Annotated in this window: 13 protein-coding genes and 3 pseudogenes; 9 read left to right on the top strand and 7 right to left on the bottom strand. The window is 63.2% G+C overall.

Annotation, left to right across the window (positions count from 1 at the left end; all coding sequences use genetic code 11):
- Position 1 precedes the first annotated feature (1 nt).
- Both ACOJB8_RS20970 and ACOJB8_RS20965 read right to left on the bottom strand, forming a co-directional pair.
- On the bottom strand, positions 2-409 hold the full coding sequence (locus tag ACOJB8_RS20970) for a GFA family protein (protein WP_368617359.1): 408 nt from the start codon (positions 407-409) through the stop codon (positions 2-4).
- A gap of 289 nt (positions 410-698) precedes the next feature.
- Complete coding sequence (locus tag ACOJB8_RS20965; RefSeq protein ID WP_368683663.1) at positions 699-1,742, bottom strand: alpha/beta fold hydrolase; 1,044 nt, start codon at positions 1,740-1,742, stop codon at positions 699-701.
- Between the two features lie 411 nt (positions 1,743-2,153).
- On the opposite strand from ACOJB8_RS20965, the gene ACOJB8_RS20960 reads away from it, so the two are divergent.
- Positions 2,154-2,402 (top strand): DUF4148 domain-containing protein, encoded by a 249-nt coding sequence (locus ACOJB8_RS20960; RefSeq protein WP_368604723.1) that lies wholly within the window; start codon positions 2,154-2,156, stop codon positions 2,400-2,402.
- A gap of 40 nt (positions 2,403-2,442) precedes the next feature.
- Complete coding sequence (locus tag ACOJB8_RS20955) at positions 2,443-2,865, top strand: organic hydroperoxide resistance protein (protein WP_069262376.1); 423 nt, start codon at positions 2,443-2,445, stop codon at positions 2,863-2,865.
- Positions 2,866-2,948: 83 nt separating this feature from the next.
- Here the strand turns inward: ACOJB8_RS20955 and ACOJB8_RS20950 are convergent, their stop codons facing one another.
- Both ACOJB8_RS20950 and ACOJB8_RS20945 read right to left on the bottom strand, forming a co-directional pair.
- The gene (locus ACOJB8_RS20950; protein WP_475014012.1) at positions 2,949-3,983 is read right to left on the bottom strand and encodes a 2-hydroxyacid dehydrogenase; all 1,035 of its coding nucleotides are present in this window, start codon (positions 3,981-3,983) and stop codon (positions 2,949-2,951) included.
- Positions 3,984-4,116: 133 nt separating this feature from the next.
- Positions 4,117-4,277, bottom strand: a pseudogene (locus ACOJB8_RS20945) (DUF4148 domain-containing protein); the annotation flags it as partial.
- A gap of 155 nt (positions 4,278-4,432) precedes the next feature.
- Between ACOJB8_RS20945 and ACOJB8_RS20940 the strand changes: the two are divergent.
- From ACOJB8_RS20940 to ACOJB8_RS20930, 3 genes are all read left to right on the top strand, one after another.
- On the top strand, positions 4,433-4,558 hold the full coding sequence (locus ACOJB8_RS20940; RefSeq protein ID WP_256094506.1) for a hypothetical protein: 126 nt from the start codon (positions 4,433-4,435) through the stop codon (positions 4,556-4,558).
- A 666-nt stretch (positions 4,559-5,224) separates the two neighbouring features.
- On the top strand, positions 5,225-6,769 hold the full coding sequence (locus tag ACOJB8_RS20935; protein WP_475014010.1) for an NfeD family protein: 1,545 nt from the start codon (positions 5,225-5,227) through the stop codon (positions 6,767-6,769).
- A complete protein-coding gene (locus ACOJB8_RS20930; protein WP_069262378.1) occupies positions 6,766-7,527 on the top strand; it encodes a slipin family protein in 762 nt (253 codons plus the stop codon). Before ACOJB8_RS20935 ends, ACOJB8_RS20930 begins: the two co-directional genes overlap by 4 nt.
- A gap of 206 nt (positions 7,528-7,733) precedes the next feature.
- Here the strand turns inward: ACOJB8_RS20930 and ACOJB8_RS20925 are convergent, their stop codons facing one another.
- Positions 7,734-8,075: a DUF4148 domain-containing protein gene (locus tag ACOJB8_RS20925; RefSeq protein ID WP_342948335.1), complete on the bottom strand. Its 342-nt coding sequence runs from the start codon at positions 8,073-8,075 to the stop codon at positions 7,734-7,736.
- A gap of 1,016 nt (positions 8,076-9,091) precedes the next feature.
- Between ACOJB8_RS20925 and ACOJB8_RS20920 the strand changes: the two genes are divergently transcribed.
- From ACOJB8_RS20920 to ACOJB8_RS20905, 4 genes are all read left to right on the top strand, one after another.
- Entirely contained in the window at positions 9,092-10,951 is a 1,860-nt protein-coding gene (locus ACOJB8_RS20920) for an HAD hydrolase family protein (protein ID WP_475014007.1), read from the top strand.
- 188 nt (positions 10,952-11,139) lie between these two features.
- Positions 11,140-11,307, top strand: a complete 168-nt coding sequence (locus tag ACOJB8_RS20915; RefSeq protein WP_368728565.1) for a hypothetical protein — start codon at positions 11,140-11,142, stop codon at positions 11,305-11,307.
- A 594-nt stretch (positions 11,308-11,901) separates the two neighbouring features.
- Positions 11,902-12,354 (top strand): nuclear transport factor 2 family protein, encoded by a 453-nt coding sequence (locus tag ACOJB8_RS20910; protein ID WP_342948338.1) that lies wholly within the window; start codon positions 11,902-11,904, stop codon positions 12,352-12,354.
- Between the two features lie 238 nt (positions 12,355-12,592).
- Positions 12,593-12,994 (top strand): FAD-dependent oxidoreductase, encoded by a 402-nt coding sequence (locus ACOJB8_RS20905; RefSeq protein WP_368617352.1) that lies wholly within the window; start codon positions 12,593-12,595, stop codon positions 12,992-12,994.
- Positions 12,995-14,400: 1,406 nt separating this feature from the next.
- Here ACOJB8_RS20905 and ACOJB8_RS20900 read toward each other — a convergent pair.
- Positions 14,401-14,584, bottom strand: a pseudogene (locus tag ACOJB8_RS20900) (VIT1/CCC1 transporter family protein); the annotation flags it as partial.
- A gap of 1,351 nt (positions 14,585-15,935) precedes the next feature.
- Positions 15,936-16,399: pseudogene (locus tag ACOJB8_RS20895) on the bottom strand (manganese transporter); the annotation flags it as partial.

The following is a 16,399-nucleotide window of genomic DNA, read 5'->3' as shown; positions in this document are numbered from 1 at the left end:
CTCAAAGGTGCCGCGTTTCCGGAGGCGGATTGCCCCAATCATTCGCGAGACCGTTGGCATAGGAGATCGGTGCATCGAGGGCTTCGTTCAGGTCGAAGTCGTCGATGCACATGATATTCACGTTGATGTAAGGGTAACCCGTTCCATTCGGCATATCGACGCGGTCGAATACATGCACGCCGCAGTGTTTGCAGAACGGATGGTGGGCTACCGGGTTCTTCCCTTCGTAATGCGTGAGATCGCTTTCGCCCGAAAGCAGGACGAATGCTTCCGGGCGAACCTGGACGAGCCAGAGGCGGAGCCTTCCGCAGAAACTGCAGTTGCATTTTCCCGTGCCCTTGCTGAAATCGATTAGGGCTTCGAACTTCACCGACTGGCAATGGCAACTTCCACGGTATGTCCGCTGCATGGGGCTCTCCCGATCAGTGTGAAGACAACTGCGGAATTATGTCACCGATCCTGAATCAGGAGCCCCTGCACCCTGTCAAGGTGCAAATCGAGTAAACAAGTAGTCGCGATCATTTCCCACTTGCGGTAGCCGGGCGCAATCGTCAAGCCGTAGATCGGCGATGCGGCCTGCCCCGGCGCTTGCGTACCTTACTGGGCCCACGCAGCGGGAACCTGCGCGAGAGCCGTGCGCAGTGCGAGCACGACGGGCGCGCGATGCTTGAGAAAACGCGCTTGCATCGCGGCCCCCGTCACAGATGCGTGACTTGCAGAATGGCCTGCGCGAACTCCTTGGGCGCTTCCTGGGGGAGATTGTGGCCAATGCCGCCATCGAGATTGCGGTGCAGATACTTGCCCGTGAACTTCTTCGCGTAGGCGGCCGGCGCGGGATGCGGCGCGCCGTTGGCGTCGCCTTCGAGCGTGATGGTCGGCACGGTGATGGCCGGCGCGGCGGCAAGACGCTGCTCGAGGCTGTCGTACTTCGCCTCGCCCTGTACGAGCCCGAGGCGCCAGCGGTAGTTAGAGATCACGATGGCCACGTGGTCCGGATTCTGGAAGGACGCTGCGCTGCGCTCGTAGGTCGCGTCGTCGAAGTTCCACTTCGGCGAGGCGAGTTGCCAGATCAGCTTGTTGAACGCATCGCGATTCGCGGCATAGCCCTGCACGCCGCGCTCGGTCGAGAAGTAGAACTGGTACCACCACTGCAGCTCGGCTTGCGGCGGCAGCGGCTTGCGGTTCGCCTCCTGGCTGCCGATCAGGTAGCCGCTCACGGAGACCATCCCCTTCACGCGCTCGGGCCACAGCGCCGCGACGATGTTCGCCGTGCGCGCGCCCCAGTCGTAGCCGCCCAGCACGGCCTGATCGATCTTCAGGGCGTCCATGAACGCGACGAGATCGACGGCGGTGACGGCCTGCTGGCCGTTGCGCGGCGTGTCGTCGGAGACAATGCGCGTGCTGCCGTAGCCGCGCAGATACGGCACGAGCACGCGATAGCCCGACGCGGCCAGCATCGGTGCGACCTCGACATAGCTATGAATGTCGTACGGCCAACCGTGCAGCAAAATCACAACCGGACCGTTCTTCGGACCCGCTTCGGCGTAGCCCACATTGAGCAGGCCTGCGTTGACCTGCTTGATCGGGCCGAACGAGACGCCGTTGCCCGTGCGCGAGTTGCCTTCCGTGCCGCCAGCCGACTGTGCGTGCGCGAGACCGCCGAATGCGAAGTCCGCGAGCGTGAGGCCGGCAAGCGACGTGCCGAGAAGGCGACGGCGCCGGACGTTGACGGGATCTGACATGACCATTTCTCCTTGTTGTGCATGCAGGCCGCGCCCGAACGGCTTGGCCTCGTTGATGAGCCGCGGCAGCAGATCGTTCGAACCGGTCGATCACGCTCGCGGCGGCAGGCAAAACGCCCCGGTGAATTTATAACCGGGCAGCAAAAGCGCCATGTATCCCAATGTGTCTGTTGCGAGCGCGTACACAAAACGAATCAAAAAAGCGTCGGCGTGCCAGGATCGATTCGGCGTGAGCGGGATTGCACGAGCGGCGCGTTTGTATCGCAATGTATAAGCGCCGGCCACAGACATATACCCTTGCAAAACGCGGCGTTCATGAAACACGGCAGATACGTCCGGTGGTTGTAATGCATCAACGCCGGAACTTGCTGTTGACCGGACGGATTTCCAAACCCTTCCCAGGAGAAAGTCATGAACGTCTCGAAGCTCGCCCTCGCCTTCGCCGCCAGCGCCGCAGTCCTCACCGCCGCTCCGGCCTTCGCCGCCATGCCCGCCCAGTCGGTCGCCGCGCAACCCTCGGTTCAGCAAAGTCAGGCATGGATGCCCGCCAGCAATGCGGCCAACGCAAAGATCACGCGTGCACAGGTTCGCCAGGAACTGGTTCAGGCGCAGCACGACGGCCAGCTCGCCGCGATCCAGCAACTGTACCGCGGCAGCTAATTCATTGTCCCGACGACGGTAACCCCAGGAGATAAATACCATGAGTCAGGCAGAAAAAGTGCTGTACACCGGCAAGACCCACACCACCGGCGGCCGCGATGGCGCGGCCCGCAGCGAAGACGGGCGTCTGGACGTGAAGCTCTCGCCGCCCGGATCGAGCGCACCGGGCACGAACCCGGAGCAGATGTTCGCGGCGGGCTGGTCGGCGTGCTTCATCGGCGCCATGGGTCGCGCCGCCACGAAACTCGGCACGACGCTGCCGCGCGACGTGGCGGTCGACGCCGAGATCGACCTCATCAACGCGGACGACGCGTTCAAGCTGCGCGGCCGTCTGAACGTGACCCTGCCGGGCGTCGATCGCGAGACGGCACAGCGCATCGTCGAAACGGCACACCAGATCTGCCCGTACTCGAAGGCCACGCGCGGCAACATCGACGTCACGCTCAGCGTCGTCGAGGCGTGATCGCGGAGCAGAAGAAAGCAAAAAAGCGGGGCGGCTTGCGCGCGCCCCGCTTCGCTTTTATGCGTTGCCGTGCGCGCTGCGCGCTAGCCGTGCGGCGCGTCCACGAGATTGACCGGCGAACCGCTATGCCAGGCCTCCACGTTGCGCAGCGTCGTTTGCGCGATCTCGTTCATCGCCTCGCGCGTGAAGAACGCCTGATGCGACGTGACGATCACGTTCGGAAACATCAGGAGACGCGCGAGCACGTCGTCCTGCAGCGGCGCATCCGAGTGGTCCTCGAAGAACAGGCCGCCCTCTTCCTCGTACACGTCGAGGCCGAGATGCCCCAACTGGCCGCTCTTGAGCGCATCGACGAGCGCGGTGCTTTCCACCAGGCCGCCGCGGCCGGTATTGATGAGCATGGCGCCGCGCTTCATCTTCGCGAGCGCGTGCCGGTCGATCAGATGCCGGGTTGCGGGCACGAGCGGGCAATGCAGACTCACTACGTCGGACTGCGCTAGCAACGTATCGAGCGGCACGTAACGCGCGCCGAACGCCAGCAAGTCTGCGGCCGGCGGGCCGGGATCATGGGCGAGAACCTGCATGCCGAAGCCTGCCATGATGCGCGCGAAACACCGACCGATGATGCCCGTGCCGATCACGCCGGCCGTCTTCCCATGCAGATCGAAACCGAGCAGCCCGGCAAGCGAGAAGTCGCCTTCCCGCGTGCGCGACACGGCTCGCGGCAGCTTGCGGTTGAGCGCGAGGATCAGCCCGACGGCATGCTCGGCCACCGCATGCGGCGAATAGGCGGGCACTCTCGCGACGGTGATGCCAAGACGCTGCGCCGCTGCCAGATCGACGTGATTGAAGCCTGCCGAGCGTAGCGCCACGAGGCGCGTGCCGCCCTTGTGGAGGCGCTCGAGCGTGGCGGCGTCGACCGTATCGTTGACGAACGGGCACACCACCACGTAGCCATCGGCAATCACGGCGGTATCGGCGTCGAGATGCGATTCCTGGTAGTGCAATTCATATTCGAAAGCGCTGTTCGCCTCGGCGAACGTATCGACGTCGTACTGGCGCGCGCTGAACAGGATCATGCGCGGACGAGCGGAAGTGGGGATCTGGGTTCCCGGCATGTTGACCTCGTGCGAGCTTCGGGGTGTGGGCGCGAAGTGCGCCTTGATGCGCATGGATGCGCCTTGAACTCGAACGTGAAAGCGTTCGCGTGAGCCGCGTAGCCACGCAAGCACATGGTAACAGCAGGTCGGCGGGGGATCGCGTGTTGTCGCTGGCGCGGTTGTAGCCGGCCTTCTGGAGTTGCATGAGTTCGGCCTTCACTTCGGCACGGGTCACCGGTTGGCTCGACTGGGCGCAGGAACGGCAACGAGGGCCGCAAGTGCGGCGGCGGCGAGCGAGTGTGCGAGCTTCATGGTGTCGCGTTGGCGGGGCCGGCTAACACGACAATAAGGGGCGAATCAAAAGTGTTGCTGCACCGCACACTTAGCTCCCCGCGCCTTGCATTCTGCCCTGAAATCTCTATAATAAGGGTTATCCCTTAGGCACTAACCCTAGCAACGAGGAAATCATGGGTGCAATCGTCGAAAAACTGACTCAAGTTCTGGCTGCACTGCGTCGTCTTGGCGCCGAAGCGCTGAACCGTCACCTCGAATACTGCGAACTGCTCGCAGAAGCTCAGCGCCGCTGGTACTAATCCGCGCCTGACTGCAGCAAGCGTCCCTGCCCGTACAAACGAGGGACGAGAAGAAGTAACACGCGGCCGCATCGAGCGGTCGGGTTTTATGCGGCGCCCTGCCGTGCCTCGATTCGGGAGGCGTCCGTGCGCGCCGCATCGGGCCGTGATCCCGGCGCAACCAGAAATACGCGTGCGCGGTCATAGGCTTGCGCAAAGCCACGCAGTTCCCGCGTGACCGGCCGGTCGTCCAGACCCCGCCGGGGGTGAGCGCGTAGCTTTCACCATGCCCACCGCACCGAATCCTGGTAGCGAGTAAGCATGAAATGCGCGACCGCGTTCCAGCGGTACGCGGCCACATCCCGTTCGTCCTCGAAGCTCGCCGCATCGAAGCTGCGACCATAGGGCTCGTCGCCGTATGGGTCCGTGCGCTTCCGCAGCCCTCTTGCCGTTTAGTTGCAATAGCAACGACTTGCCGGCCACAAGATGTGCGCGCCGCAGCCCGGCGCGCCAAATCCCGATTCCTCCATTGCTTTCGGAGCCGTGCAATCCGTGTGCGGCACAACATCCGGCGCGTTTTCCCGCCATTCGGGCCGGTTCGCGCTTTGGGCGGAAAGCGCCTAATCTTGAGGTATCGGCTCTTGCCCCATCTGTGAGCCGGAACGTGCGCCACCTTCCGGACTTCCGATGCGCGATCATCGCCCCTCGCATGCCGCGGTGCACGACGCGCCGCACGCTCACCCGCACCATCCGCTCACCGCGCGGCTTGCTCGCGCCGTTGTGTTCGTCGCCTTGCTGGTCGCGTGGGCCGCTGTGGCGGCCGCGCTAGCCGTGCCGGCTGCGTTCGCGGCGCCGAGCCCGCCCGTCGTCGTCATGACGGTGAACGGCGCGATCGGGCCCGCCAGCGCCGATTTCATCGTCCGCTCGCTGGAGCGAGCCGCGCGCGAGCGCGCGCCGCTTGCGATCCTCGAACTGGATACGCCCGGCGGCCTCGACACGTCGATGCGCCAGATCATCAAGGCGATTCTCGCCTCGCCGGTGCCCGTAGCGACCTTCGTCGCTCCCGGCGGCGCGCGCGCCGCGAGCGCGGGCACCTATGTCGTCTACGCAAGCCACTTCGCAGCCATGGCGCCGGGGACGAACCTCGGCGCGGCATCGCCGGTGCAGCTCGGCGTGGGCGGCGGCGGTGGTGGTGGCGGTGGTTTTCCAGGCGGCCCGCCAGGCGCTCCCGAGACCGCCTCCGGCGCCTCGGCCACGCACGCCGACGACAACGAATCGACGGAAGCCCGCAAGGTCATGCACGACTCCGCCGCCTACATTCGCGGCCTTGCGCAACTGCGCGGGCGCAACGCCGCGTGGGGCGAGCGCGCCGTGCGCGAGGCTGTGAGCCTCTCGGATGAAGAAGCACGCGACCAGCACGTGATCGATCTGATCGCGCTGGACCCCGCCGATCTCGCGCGCCAGCTCGACGGCCGCACCGTCACAACCACGGCGGGAACGCTGCGCGTCGCCACCGCGCACGCGCCGCTCGAAGTCGTCGCGCCCGACTGGCGCAACCGCTTCCTCTCGATCGTCGCCGACCCGAACGTCGCGCTGATTCTGCTGACCATCGGCATTTACGGACTCTTCTTCGAGTTCGCCAACCCAGGCTTCGTGCTGCCCGGCGTGGCGGGCGCGACCTGCCTGCTGGTGGGCCTCTTCGCCATGCAGCTGCTGCCCGTGAACTACGCGGGTCTCGGGCTCGTGCTGCTCGGACTCGCATGCCTCATCGCGGAGGCATTTCTGCCGACCTTTGGCGTGTTGGGCTTCGGCGGCATCGTGGCGTTCGCCATCGGCGCGCTCATGCTCATGGACACCGGCGCGCCCGGCTACGGCATCCCCATCCCGCTCATCGCGGGCCTCGCGCTAGGCGGCGCGGCGTTCGTCGCCACCGTCTCGAGCGTGGCGCTGCGCGCGCGGCGCCGGCCCGTGGTGACCGGCGCTGAGGCGATGGTAGGCGCCACGGGCGAAGTAATCGACGAGGGCCTGCACCCCGACCCGCGGCCCGGCCACGCAGCTTTGTCGACGGGCTGGGCGCGCGTGCACGGCGAGCGTTGGCGCGTGGCATGCGCCACGCCGCTCGCCGCCGGCAGCCGCGTGCAAGTGAGTTCGCGCAGCGGTCTCACGCTCACCGTGACCCCGCTGCACGGCGCGGCACACGACAAGGCAAACGAGAAGGGAGAACATTCATGATCGGCTTCACGTTCGGCTTCACAGGTCTTCTGATCGCGCTGCTGGTGCTGATCGCCTTGTCGTCCATCCGCATCTTCAAGGAGTACGAACGCGGCGTCGTGTTCATGCTCGGGCGCTTCTGGAAGGTCAAGGGGCCGGGCCTCGTGCTCATCATTCCCGTGGTGCAGGTGGCGGTGCGCATCGACCTGCGCACTGTCGTGTTCGACGTGCCTTCGCAGGACGTCATCACGCGCGACAACGTTTCGGTGAAGGTCAACGCCGTGGTCTATTTTCGCGTGGTAGACCCGGAAAAGGCCGTGATTCAGGTCGCGCGCTACATCGACGCGACGAGCCAGCTCGCGCAAACCACGCTGCGCGCCGTGCTCGGCAAACACGAACTCGACGCCCTGCTCGCCGAGCGCGAGCAACTGAACGCCGACATCCAGAAAGTGCTCGACGCGCAAACGGACGCATGGGGCATCAAGGTGTCGAACGTCGAGATCAAGCACGTGGACCTGAACGAAACGATGATCCGCGCAATTGCCCGCCAGGCCGAAGCCGAACGCGAGCGCCGCGCCAAGGTGATTCACGCGGAAGGCGAACTGCAGGCGTCCGAAAAATTGCTGCAAGCCGCGCAATGCCTCGCGAAGCAGCCGCAGGCCATGCAACTGCGCTATCTGCAGACGCTCACCACCATTGCCGCCGACAAGAACTCCACCATCGTCTTTCCGCTGCCGATCGAACTGCTCAACGCGCTGATCGAGCGCCTGGGCAAGTGATCCGGCCCCTCGGTTTCGAGCCGCTTGCGCCCGGGCAGGCTTCCGCGCGGCTGCGGATCGAGGCGCATTGCTTTTCGCACTGAGCGTGGCCAGCCTTCATTCGCGAAAGTGCCTTGGGCACGACCGAGGCGCCGGGCCGTGTTGCCCAACCCACTGCGCCGCACGAGCACCGCCGCAGTGCGCATGTATAGGTGACAGCCTGTGTGTCAGTGCCCAAAGTAGATCGGCTTGATTCCAGCGGGGGCGTTCATTGGCTGCGCCCACTTCGCGGCCGACTCCGACGAGCCCGCGCTTACGCCGCCATAGCCGCTGCCCGCGATGCCCACCTGCTGGGCGCTAACGCGCGCTTCAGCCGCCTGCAGGTCGCGCGGATAAGACGCCCGGTCGCCCGCCGACGGTTCGTAACCCGCCTGCTCCACCTGAATCAAATCCTGCCCGACCTGGCCGCGGGTCAGGGAATCGCTTGTGGACACTGCAGCTTGCCCGAAAGCTGCAGCAGGAAACGTCAAAATCGCGGTGACTGTGACAATACGTTTAATCGTCTTCACTTAGTTCTCCCAAACGTTGAAAAGGACACATCTAATCGAGCACGGGCTGTGCCGCGCCTTCAACGGATGGCGACGGTCATTGGGGGCAAGGCCGGAGCGAGGACGACGGGCAGGCGGTCCGCGACCGCCGGCTCCCAAAAGACCGCAACGATGCGGCGATGTCGTGCCTCGCGCTCGCGCTTCAGATCTATCGCAAACTCGGGCCATTGCCGAGCGGTGTTACCCATCGTGCGGAGCCGGCACGTGTGCGCCGGCACACGCCAGCACGGACATCACGGACATCACGGCTCTAGCTTGACCTTGATCCAGCCCGGTATCAAGGGCGTCGTCACGCGAGACAGCGCCACACGTTCCCTTGCGCTCGATGAACCGGTCACACCCGTCCGCGCGCCGAGCGACTCGGACAACCCACAGGAATCGCCCTTCGGAATCGAATTCGACCGTCGGCGTTATCGACAGCTCCGCCATTTCTATACATTGAATTCTCATACCCCCTCCTTTCCAATGTCTCTGATGCGGGCGGTCAGACTGTCCGATTCAGTTGCTTGCCGGTTGATTCCCTCAGCCGACACGTCGCTCGATCAGCAAACGACGTTCCGCATGTGCAAGGCCTGGCTGTACGAAACACAGCCTTTCCGGCCATGCGCGGTTTCTGGCGGTCGACTAAGCGTTGCCCGGCTCCGGAAACCGCGCCATTCGATGGGTCCTGCGCTATCCCAGAGATCGGGAAGCTTCCGCTCGGCCGCTTGCGCTATCGCGACGAACTGGGTGAAGTAGAAGATGGGGCGAAGCGTGCCTCGAGGCTGTTTAGGTACGTGCGATGCGTGTTCGTGAATTCGATATGCAGAGAGCGCTGAAGAGTGCCTATTGAAACCCCTAGAGCAAACGGTGCGACGACGTGATGTAACGCCTCGATGATTTGCCCGCGCAGGAATTTCAGAGGGCCGCCGACGTATCAAAGGGCGTCGGTAACGGGTAATCGTCAGGCGCTCCGCCAAGACCCGCAGGAGGGCCCGATGCAATTCTTTGCGCTTGCCACCGACTACGACAATACGCTGGCGAGTGACGGCCGCGTCGCCGATTCGACGTGGGACGCCGTCGAACGTCTTCGTGCATCGGGCCGTCACGCCGTTCTCGCGAGCGGCCGCGAGCTCGACGATCTTCTCGCGATCTGCCCGCGCCTCGACCTTTTCTCGCGCGTCGTGGCCGAGAACGGAGGCGTCCTCTATTGCCCCGCCACTGGCTCTCATCGTCTGCTCTCGCCCGCCCCGCCGGAAGCCTTCGTCGCCGAATTGCGGCGGCGCGCGCCCGGCGCGTTCAGCATCGGCGAGACGCTGGTCGCGACGGTGAAGCCGCACGAGCACGTCGCGCTCGACGTGATCCGCGACGTCGGTCTGGGCTTGCAGATCGTTTTCAACGGCGATGCGGTGATGATCCTGGCGCCGGGTGTTTCGAAGGCAAGCGGTCTAAACGCGGCGCTCGACGAACTGGAATTGGCGCCGCTGAACGTAGTCGGTGTCGGTGACGCGGAAAACGATCACGCCCTGCTCAACGCATGCGGCCTGAGCATCGCAGTCGCAAATGCGCTGCCCGCATTGAAGACGCATGCCGACGCCGTGATGCATGAGGCGGCCGGATCGGGCGTCGCGGAGTTGATCGGGATGCTGCTCGCCGACGATCTGCGCGCCATCGCCGCCGTATCGCCGCGCCGTCGCGTCCTGCTGGGGACACGCTGTTCCTTGCAGGACAATCAGAAGAGCCACGAGCAAGACCGTGAGAAAAACCGGGAGTGGCTACCGCTGCAAGGGAGCGTCTCACTGCTGGTCGGCCCGTCAGGTTGCGGCAAGTCTACCGTGACGGCGGGCATGCTGGAGCGGCTCGCAGGCGCGGGCTGCCAGTTGTGCGTGATCGATCCCGAGGGCGATTATGCCAACGACGACATGACTATCGTGCTCGGCGACACGCACAGCGCGCCTTCGGTCGAAGAACTGATGCAGTTGTTGACCCGCCCAGCGCGACCCGTAGTCGCCGTCAACCTTTTGCGCGTGCCGCAGGCGGATCGCCCCGTCTTCTGCGCGAACCTGCTGTTGCACGTTCAGCGCCTGCGCACGCGCACCGGTCGTCCGCACTGGGTCGTTTTCGACGAAGCACATCATCTGTTTCCGGCAGCTTGGGAAGGCGCGAGCCAGGCGATCCCCGAAACGCTCGAAACCGCGCTGGCCGTAACGGTATCGCCCGACCAGCTCGCGCCGGCATTCTTGCGTCAAGTCGGCGTCGTACTGGCAATGGGCGATGACGCCGAAGAGGCTCTGCACAGTTTCGCGTCGGTAAGCGCACGTCCGCTGCCGGCCTCGATGGCACCAGGGGCAAGTACGGGCACTGCGCTGCTTAAGCGTGGCGAGGCGCTGTTGTGGCGTGTCAATGACGCAGCCGCACCGCAGGCGGTTTGCCTCGAACCGGGGAACAAGGAAAAGCGGCGCCATCACCGCAAATACGCGGAAGGCTTGCTGATTCCCGAGCGCAGTTTTTATTTTCGCGGCGCGCAGGGCAAGCTGAATCTGCGCGCACATAACCTGGTGCTCTTCATCGAACTGGCAGAAGGCATCGATGTCGACACGTGGCAATTCCATCGCCTGAAGGGCGACTATTCGCGTTGGTTCGAAGAGCAGATCGGCGATGACGATCTGGCCTCGGAAGCGCGTGCGATAGAGCGGGACGACTCGCTGGATGCCTGCGAGAGCCGTTTGCGCATTCGCGCTGCTATTCAGGCACGTTACACGCAACCGGAGAACCCGTCGTTGCCCGCAGTCCTGACAGCCCGGCAGCCTGGTGGAGGCGGCGTGTCGGACGGCGCACGCGAGCGGGCGGCGGAGTGACCGCTGCCCTGAAGAGTCTCTGGACCTGCACTGATCGCGAAAAGATGTGTATGGCGATTGCTTTCTGTTGCGCCGGCTCACGCGCTCGCTTCACATTTAATACGGAGTCCCGCCGTTATGATCTATCTCGATCCCGCATTGAATTCGATTCAAGGCTCCATTGCAGCGACCGCGACAAGGCACGTTGATTGCACACTCCGAAGAAGCCCCGTCTGTTGCTGCTCGGACTGCTCCGCATCTGGTTCTATCTCAACATCGTCGTTGGCCACTCGGCGGTTGCGCGACCGATTCGCATAGTGGCAACGATCGCGGCCATCGTCTACGCACTTACCATCGTCGGTATGCTTTCGCCCTAAGTTCCGGTGTCCGTGGCGCAGCATCTTCATTACCTGCCTGCATCGCCGCCCATGTACGGCGCGTCATCGTCCGGCAAGGGCGGCTAGCGCCACCAGACCCAGAGTCTTCCAGGTCCGTCGCCGGCCGCAAGATCAATCCGGGAGGACGGATCTGCCCGATCCAGTCGTCGACCAGGACGTCCATGCTGGACCCGATGAAATCGCATAGCCTCATATCTGCTATCCCGGTGTTGGGCCGGGTCAATGCGGGCAAAGAAGGGCTCGAAGGGCCGACATCTTCCAGGTTCGTCTCGACTGACCCACCACTCAACGCGCACCCAAACTGGCCGTACTTGCGAGAGCTTCGCGACACATGCCCGGGATCAAAAGTTTCCGGGGCCTCCGGCGGCATCAGATACGCGCTCCGCACCTTCCTTGCAGTGCGAGTCGCGGCTGGCAGGATCAGATGATGCGCGCCTGTTTCCATTGCCAGCGGGAAACGCGAGACCCCTGGAGTCTCTTCCGCGCGCGGCAGCGCCGCAATGAGGCACTGGCGCGATCAATGAACGTCGGCGGCCGAACGCCGCACTGGCCGCCGCTCAACCGGAGTTCACGATGACCGACAATCTGAATCGAACCGCTCTGCCTCCTGATGTGGCCGCAGAGATCGAACGTATCTACCAGCAATGGGACCTCGCATGGTCGACCGACGATCTCGACGCGATGGTCGCGCTCTATGCACCGGAGGCGGTACTCGAAAGCCCACTCGTTCCTCACCTGCTCGGCGGCAGCGACGGTGTCCTTCAAGGGCGCGAGCGAATCCGTTCACTGCTTGACAGCGCGGCGCCGCGTAAGCCTGATGCCCGCTCCTTCCATCGCGAGGGCTATTTCACGAACGGTCGCCGGTTGATATGGGAATACCCGCGCGCGACGCCCAACGGCGAGCAAATGGACTTTGTTGAAGCGATGGACGTTGAGAACGGTCGGATCAGTCGGCATCGCGTGTATTGGGGCTGGCGCGGCGTAGAAGTGATCAAGGCTGATGCGTATTACAAGGGGCACCGCTAGCCGGCCGAATCATTTTCCCTAAGAGCGACCTTGAGCGTCCTCCATTGAAGTTCAAGGCGATCAATAGTTGCGAGCAGAACGTCACGCCGACAAAACCGGGAAGCGCCGGACACTCTCCTCATGAGTCCTGGATGGGCTGCCATTGAGAGGGCGCCCCGTGTCAGGGCCGCCAAAGACCCTGCTTTTATTACGTTATGGAATGCGCGCCCGCGGCGGTGTGACCGTGCGGAGATGGACCATGAATGACACGACGCCTGTCATCGGTGCTGGACCGGTCGGTCTCGCGGCCGCACTTTTTCTTGCTGACCAGGGCATACGCACCCGCATCGTCGATGCCGCTCCGCAGGCTGCCACCGAATCGCGCGCTCAGGTCGTGAATCCCCGCGCACTCGAACTGCTGGAGTCCACGGGCGTCGCGCAGGCGATGGTCGCGCAAGGGCGTGCCATCCACCGCACGCGCTTTTATGAGGACTGGAAACTGATTGCAGAACTCGAGTTCGCTGGCGCGCATCCGCGCTACGGAATGATGATCCTTTCGCAGGCCCGCAGCGAGGCATTGCTCGCGCAAGCCTTGCGCGAGCGGGTCCGTCACAATCGCAGCCGCCTTACGGCGACCGTTTTCTGCAGGCGTTACAACTGACCGGATCACTTTGAACGCAGTGAATCCTTCGCAGCACGCTTGCCAACCGCACGGGCTAGCACGGGCCGGAGCGGCCAATAGATCGCCGCAAGCGTCGCTCAGGCCTGGTAAGGCCTGCTGCCCCGTTGCAACTTGTACCAGCCTGATTCACCGTCCGCATATGACCCGAGCGACGGCTCATCGCTCGGACTGGCGTGGCTGGACTCACCGCGGAACGTTCGCCCGAAGCGGCGCGCCATCTCTCATTGACTGGCGCCGGCAGCGCTGCTCGCCGCAGCAGGCGAACTGCTCATGCCAGTGTCGCTCTGTGCCCTGGTGTTGTCGGCACGTTTGCATCCAGCAGCCGATAGCAGCGCCAGCAGCGCTGCAAGCACAATAATCCCTGTCACGCTGTGTCTCATTTGATACTCCGATAGCGGTCCCGCAATATGGCGCGCAACCTTCATGCCGCGGGTCCGTCATCACACAAGTCCAGTGCGTCGTCCCGGGTGCAGCCGCTCAAACGAACCGGAACTCATCGGAACCCACTTTGCCTGTTGCATTACATCGACACGGGCCGCGCCATACGCGTGGGCACGCGCATGTCCAGTTGGGAGGTAATTCGCCAGCGGGCTTTTGTGAACGCCATGCGAGCTCCCGCGGCCGTTGCAGCAGCAGCGCGACGTGGGCAATGGCACGCCGCAGGCCCTACGATGTCAGCGAAGTGTCCAATGAACGTCCCTGTTTTCGAAAGGACTACATGAACAGCACCATTCAGCTCCGCAACCCGGGCAGCGGTAGTACTGGATGCGGATGCTGCCGAGATATGCCGGTTCGCCGACATCGCGCAGAGGGTGTGTCACATCGAAATCGGGATGACTCAGCAGAAGACTGCAGGACGCGCAAAGATGTGATGGATCGCAAATCATTTCATTGCCCCTGCATTGCCTTCGATGCGCAACTGCCAGGCGTCGCACGATACTTTTCACGAAGGCAGAAGATCTTGATGTCAAGGAACACGGAGGCTTGGGGACAGAGCGGAGTGTCCTCGCCATTCGCGAAGAACGCCGCGTCTGTGAAGCGCTCGAAGTATAGGATGCGGTCCGGCGCGGGCAAGCGTACTAAATTCATGGGTTCCGCACAGGCAGTTGACCGCACTCGGACGATCAGCTGCGCACGGACGCGTCATGAAAGGTTGGACTCGACGGATTGCCATCTCCGCAGCGCGGCGGCGCATGGCCAGGTGAAACAGATCCCATCGGGAGCCTGCAACTGTCTGGCCCCGTCAGCCTACCGCGCGCAGTCGCGTTCGCTGCGGCTCATCGGAATACAGCGCCACTGGTCGCATGCTTGCAAACGTCTGCCCGAAAGCTCCTGCGTCCGGCGCGCCAGCCCCACACTCGAGCGAGGTCATTCATGACGCGCCAGCCATTGAACAGTGACGTGAACACCCCGATGGCCGCCAATGCAAAAAGTACTCAGACCTACGCACTGCACGATCGCCGGGGTGCCGGACGTCCACAGGAATGGCATCGCCGGGAAGATGGCTCCGACCGCAAACAACGGAAACGAAAATCCCGCTGCAGTCCACCGATTGCCACCGGGTTCCATGACGGCGAGCATGAACACACACGATCCAAGCGTCTCGTGGAATCGCCGGTCTATCTCGTGGACGGACGAATACACGCGCCGTTCGCGTCCGCCTGGCTCGTAGACGATGCGACGAGGTCAAGAACTGCCGTACACCAGTGAAGGAATTGCGTGATCGAGCCGTAACGGGTTCCAGAGCTACCCATGGCTTTTTTCAGGTTAGCAGAGTGTCATTACATTGACGCACGCGAATGAGCGACGGGCAACGACACAGTAGCTGACGTGGCGCATACCTGTTCATGGGCTTACGGCATCGTGGTAGCCGACGCCGAGCACAAACCCTGGAACCGGCTCGATTCCAGTAGAGGACTGACTACTTGGGTCAGCTTGACAAGCGAAGCGCGAGTTAGTGGCGATTAATATTTACCTCTACGAGCGTCGGCCCGCAAACAGGGTCTATACGCGTCATGACGTTCAGTACCGGGTTTCCTGTCATCGGCTGCGTAATGCGTTACTAAGGCAGTATTTCCCGTAGACCAAACAGTGGTGAATTCCAACATTCGGCAATGCGTTTTCAGCGAAAACGCCAGTAACAGCCCGTGTCGTGTTCGTTGTGAAAACCGGACGGTTTTGATTTATGGACTGGAATGCGATGACCAAGACCAGAGCAAAAACCATGCATATCGGTGGAATGTGCTTTTTCATCGTCGGTGCCTGATACGGTAACCTGAAACGCCCTGCCAAGGTGCGGCGGAGCTCGCTCTCAGTTCATGCCACTGGGTGGCCTGTTATGCCACGTTCGCCAAATGAACATGACGTTGCTCTGCGCCGCCGTGGCGTCATTCGACTTGGCGGGCGCAGATTCGTGGGCCTGTCGACCAATCGAAGCTAGATACGCCGTTGTCCATGTCCATTCGGACCGCCAGGATACTTGAGCATTAACGCGGCCCTCTCGGGCCGTCCGCGCCGAAGAGTCGCGGTCCCGGAGCCGATACCTGCTGCGAACTGCGTACGAAATGTATCGCTTCAAATGACTGTCAGCCATCACGACCCGACCCGCAGGCACCGCAGCAGAGCCCGTCCTGCCTCGGTTAGTCGCACGGTGATCCACTCAGGCGCTCGCTCCTGAGTTTCGACAAGCTTCCGACTCTGCAATGCCCTCATGTTCGGGTCCAGTGTGCGTACCCGCATTTCCCCGTTCGCAAGCGTTAGCAGCGTGCCAATCTCATGGTGGCTGAGCATCGAAGTCCCCGCAAATGAAGACATGTCAGGGGCAGAAGCCGCGTCACGTGCCCGTATGCATACGCTTGCACAAAAGAGACGGGGCCGTGCGCACTAGAGAAGGGGCAGACTTGCGTCTGCCCGATGCACGTTAATTGATAGCCATCTGCACGACCTTCACGATCACGAGGCCCACTGCGACGACGAGGTAGGTGCGCAGCACGCCCATCCACACGCGTGTCGACAGCGTCAGGTGCTGCGGCGCCGGCAGGTCTTCGAGCGGCGCCATGCGCCACGTGTTGCGCAACTCCTTCAGGGCCGGCTTGTTGAGCGGAGCCGCATCATGGGTGACATTCGCGCCACGCAACTTGCGCGAGAGTTCCACCGCGGCGTACACCGCTGCGGCAAGCCCGCATCCGCCCACGAGAATCTTGATAATTGCCGCACCGCTGAGATCCGGATAAACCGTGGCCGCCGTCAGGATGATCGACAACACGACGAGCACCGCAATCACTGCACCCGTGAACACGTTCAGCCTCTTCGAATTCACCCACGGGCCAAGCACCGCCTTGTCATTACAGAGCAGCAACAGGAACACCGTTGCGCTCGGCAGCA

It is taken from the genome of Paraburkholderia sp. BR10141, assembly GCF_056155635.1.
Note: the sequence above shows the minus strand (reverse complement) of the source record. Positions and strands in the feature narration are given on the sequence as shown.

Bases quoted from the DNA above. Each gene is read 5' to 3' on its own strand.
- ACOJB8_RS20905 (WP_368617352.1), top strand. From the start codon at position 12,593: ATGAATGACACGACGCCTGTCATCGGTGCTGGACCGGTCGGTCTCGCG.
- ACOJB8_RS20920 (WP_475014007.1), top strand. From the start codon at position 9,092: ATGCAATTCTTTGCGCTTGCCACCGACTACGACAATACGCTGGCGAGT.
- ACOJB8_RS20970 (WP_368617359.1), bottom strand. From the start codon at position 409: ATGCAGCGGACATACCGTGGAAGTTGCCATTGCCAGTCGGTGAAGTTC.
- ACOJB8_RS20930 (WP_069262378.1), top strand. From the start codon at position 6,766: ATGATCGGCTTCACGTTCGGCTTCACAGGTCTTCTGATCGCGCTGCTG.
- ACOJB8_RS20955 (WP_069262376.1), top strand. From the start codon at position 2,443: ATGAGTCAGGCAGAAAAAGTGCTGTACACCGGCAAGACCCACACCACC.
- ACOJB8_RS20910 (WP_342948338.1), top strand. From the start codon at position 11,902: ATGACCGACAATCTGAATCGAACCGCTCTGCCTCCTGATGTGGCCGCA.
- ACOJB8_RS20935 (WP_475014010.1), top strand. From the start codon at position 5,225: ATGCGCGATCATCGCCCCTCGCATGCCGCGGTGCACGACGCGCCGCAC.
- ACOJB8_RS20950 (WP_475014012.1), bottom strand. From the start codon at position 3,983: ATGCCGGGAACCCAGATCCCCACTTCCGCTCGTCCGCGCATGATCCTG.
- ACOJB8_RS20940 (WP_256094506.1), top strand. From the start codon at position 4,433: ATGGGTGCAATCGTCGAAAAACTGACTCAAGTTCTGGCTGCACTGCGT.
- ACOJB8_RS20960 (WP_368604723.1), top strand. From the start codon at position 2,154: ATGAACGTCTCGAAGCTCGCCCTCGCCTTCGCCGCCAGCGCCGCAGTC.
- ACOJB8_RS20965 (WP_368683663.1), bottom strand. From the start codon at position 1,742: ATGTCAGATCCCGTCAACGTCCGGCGCCGTCGCCTTCTCGGCACGTCG.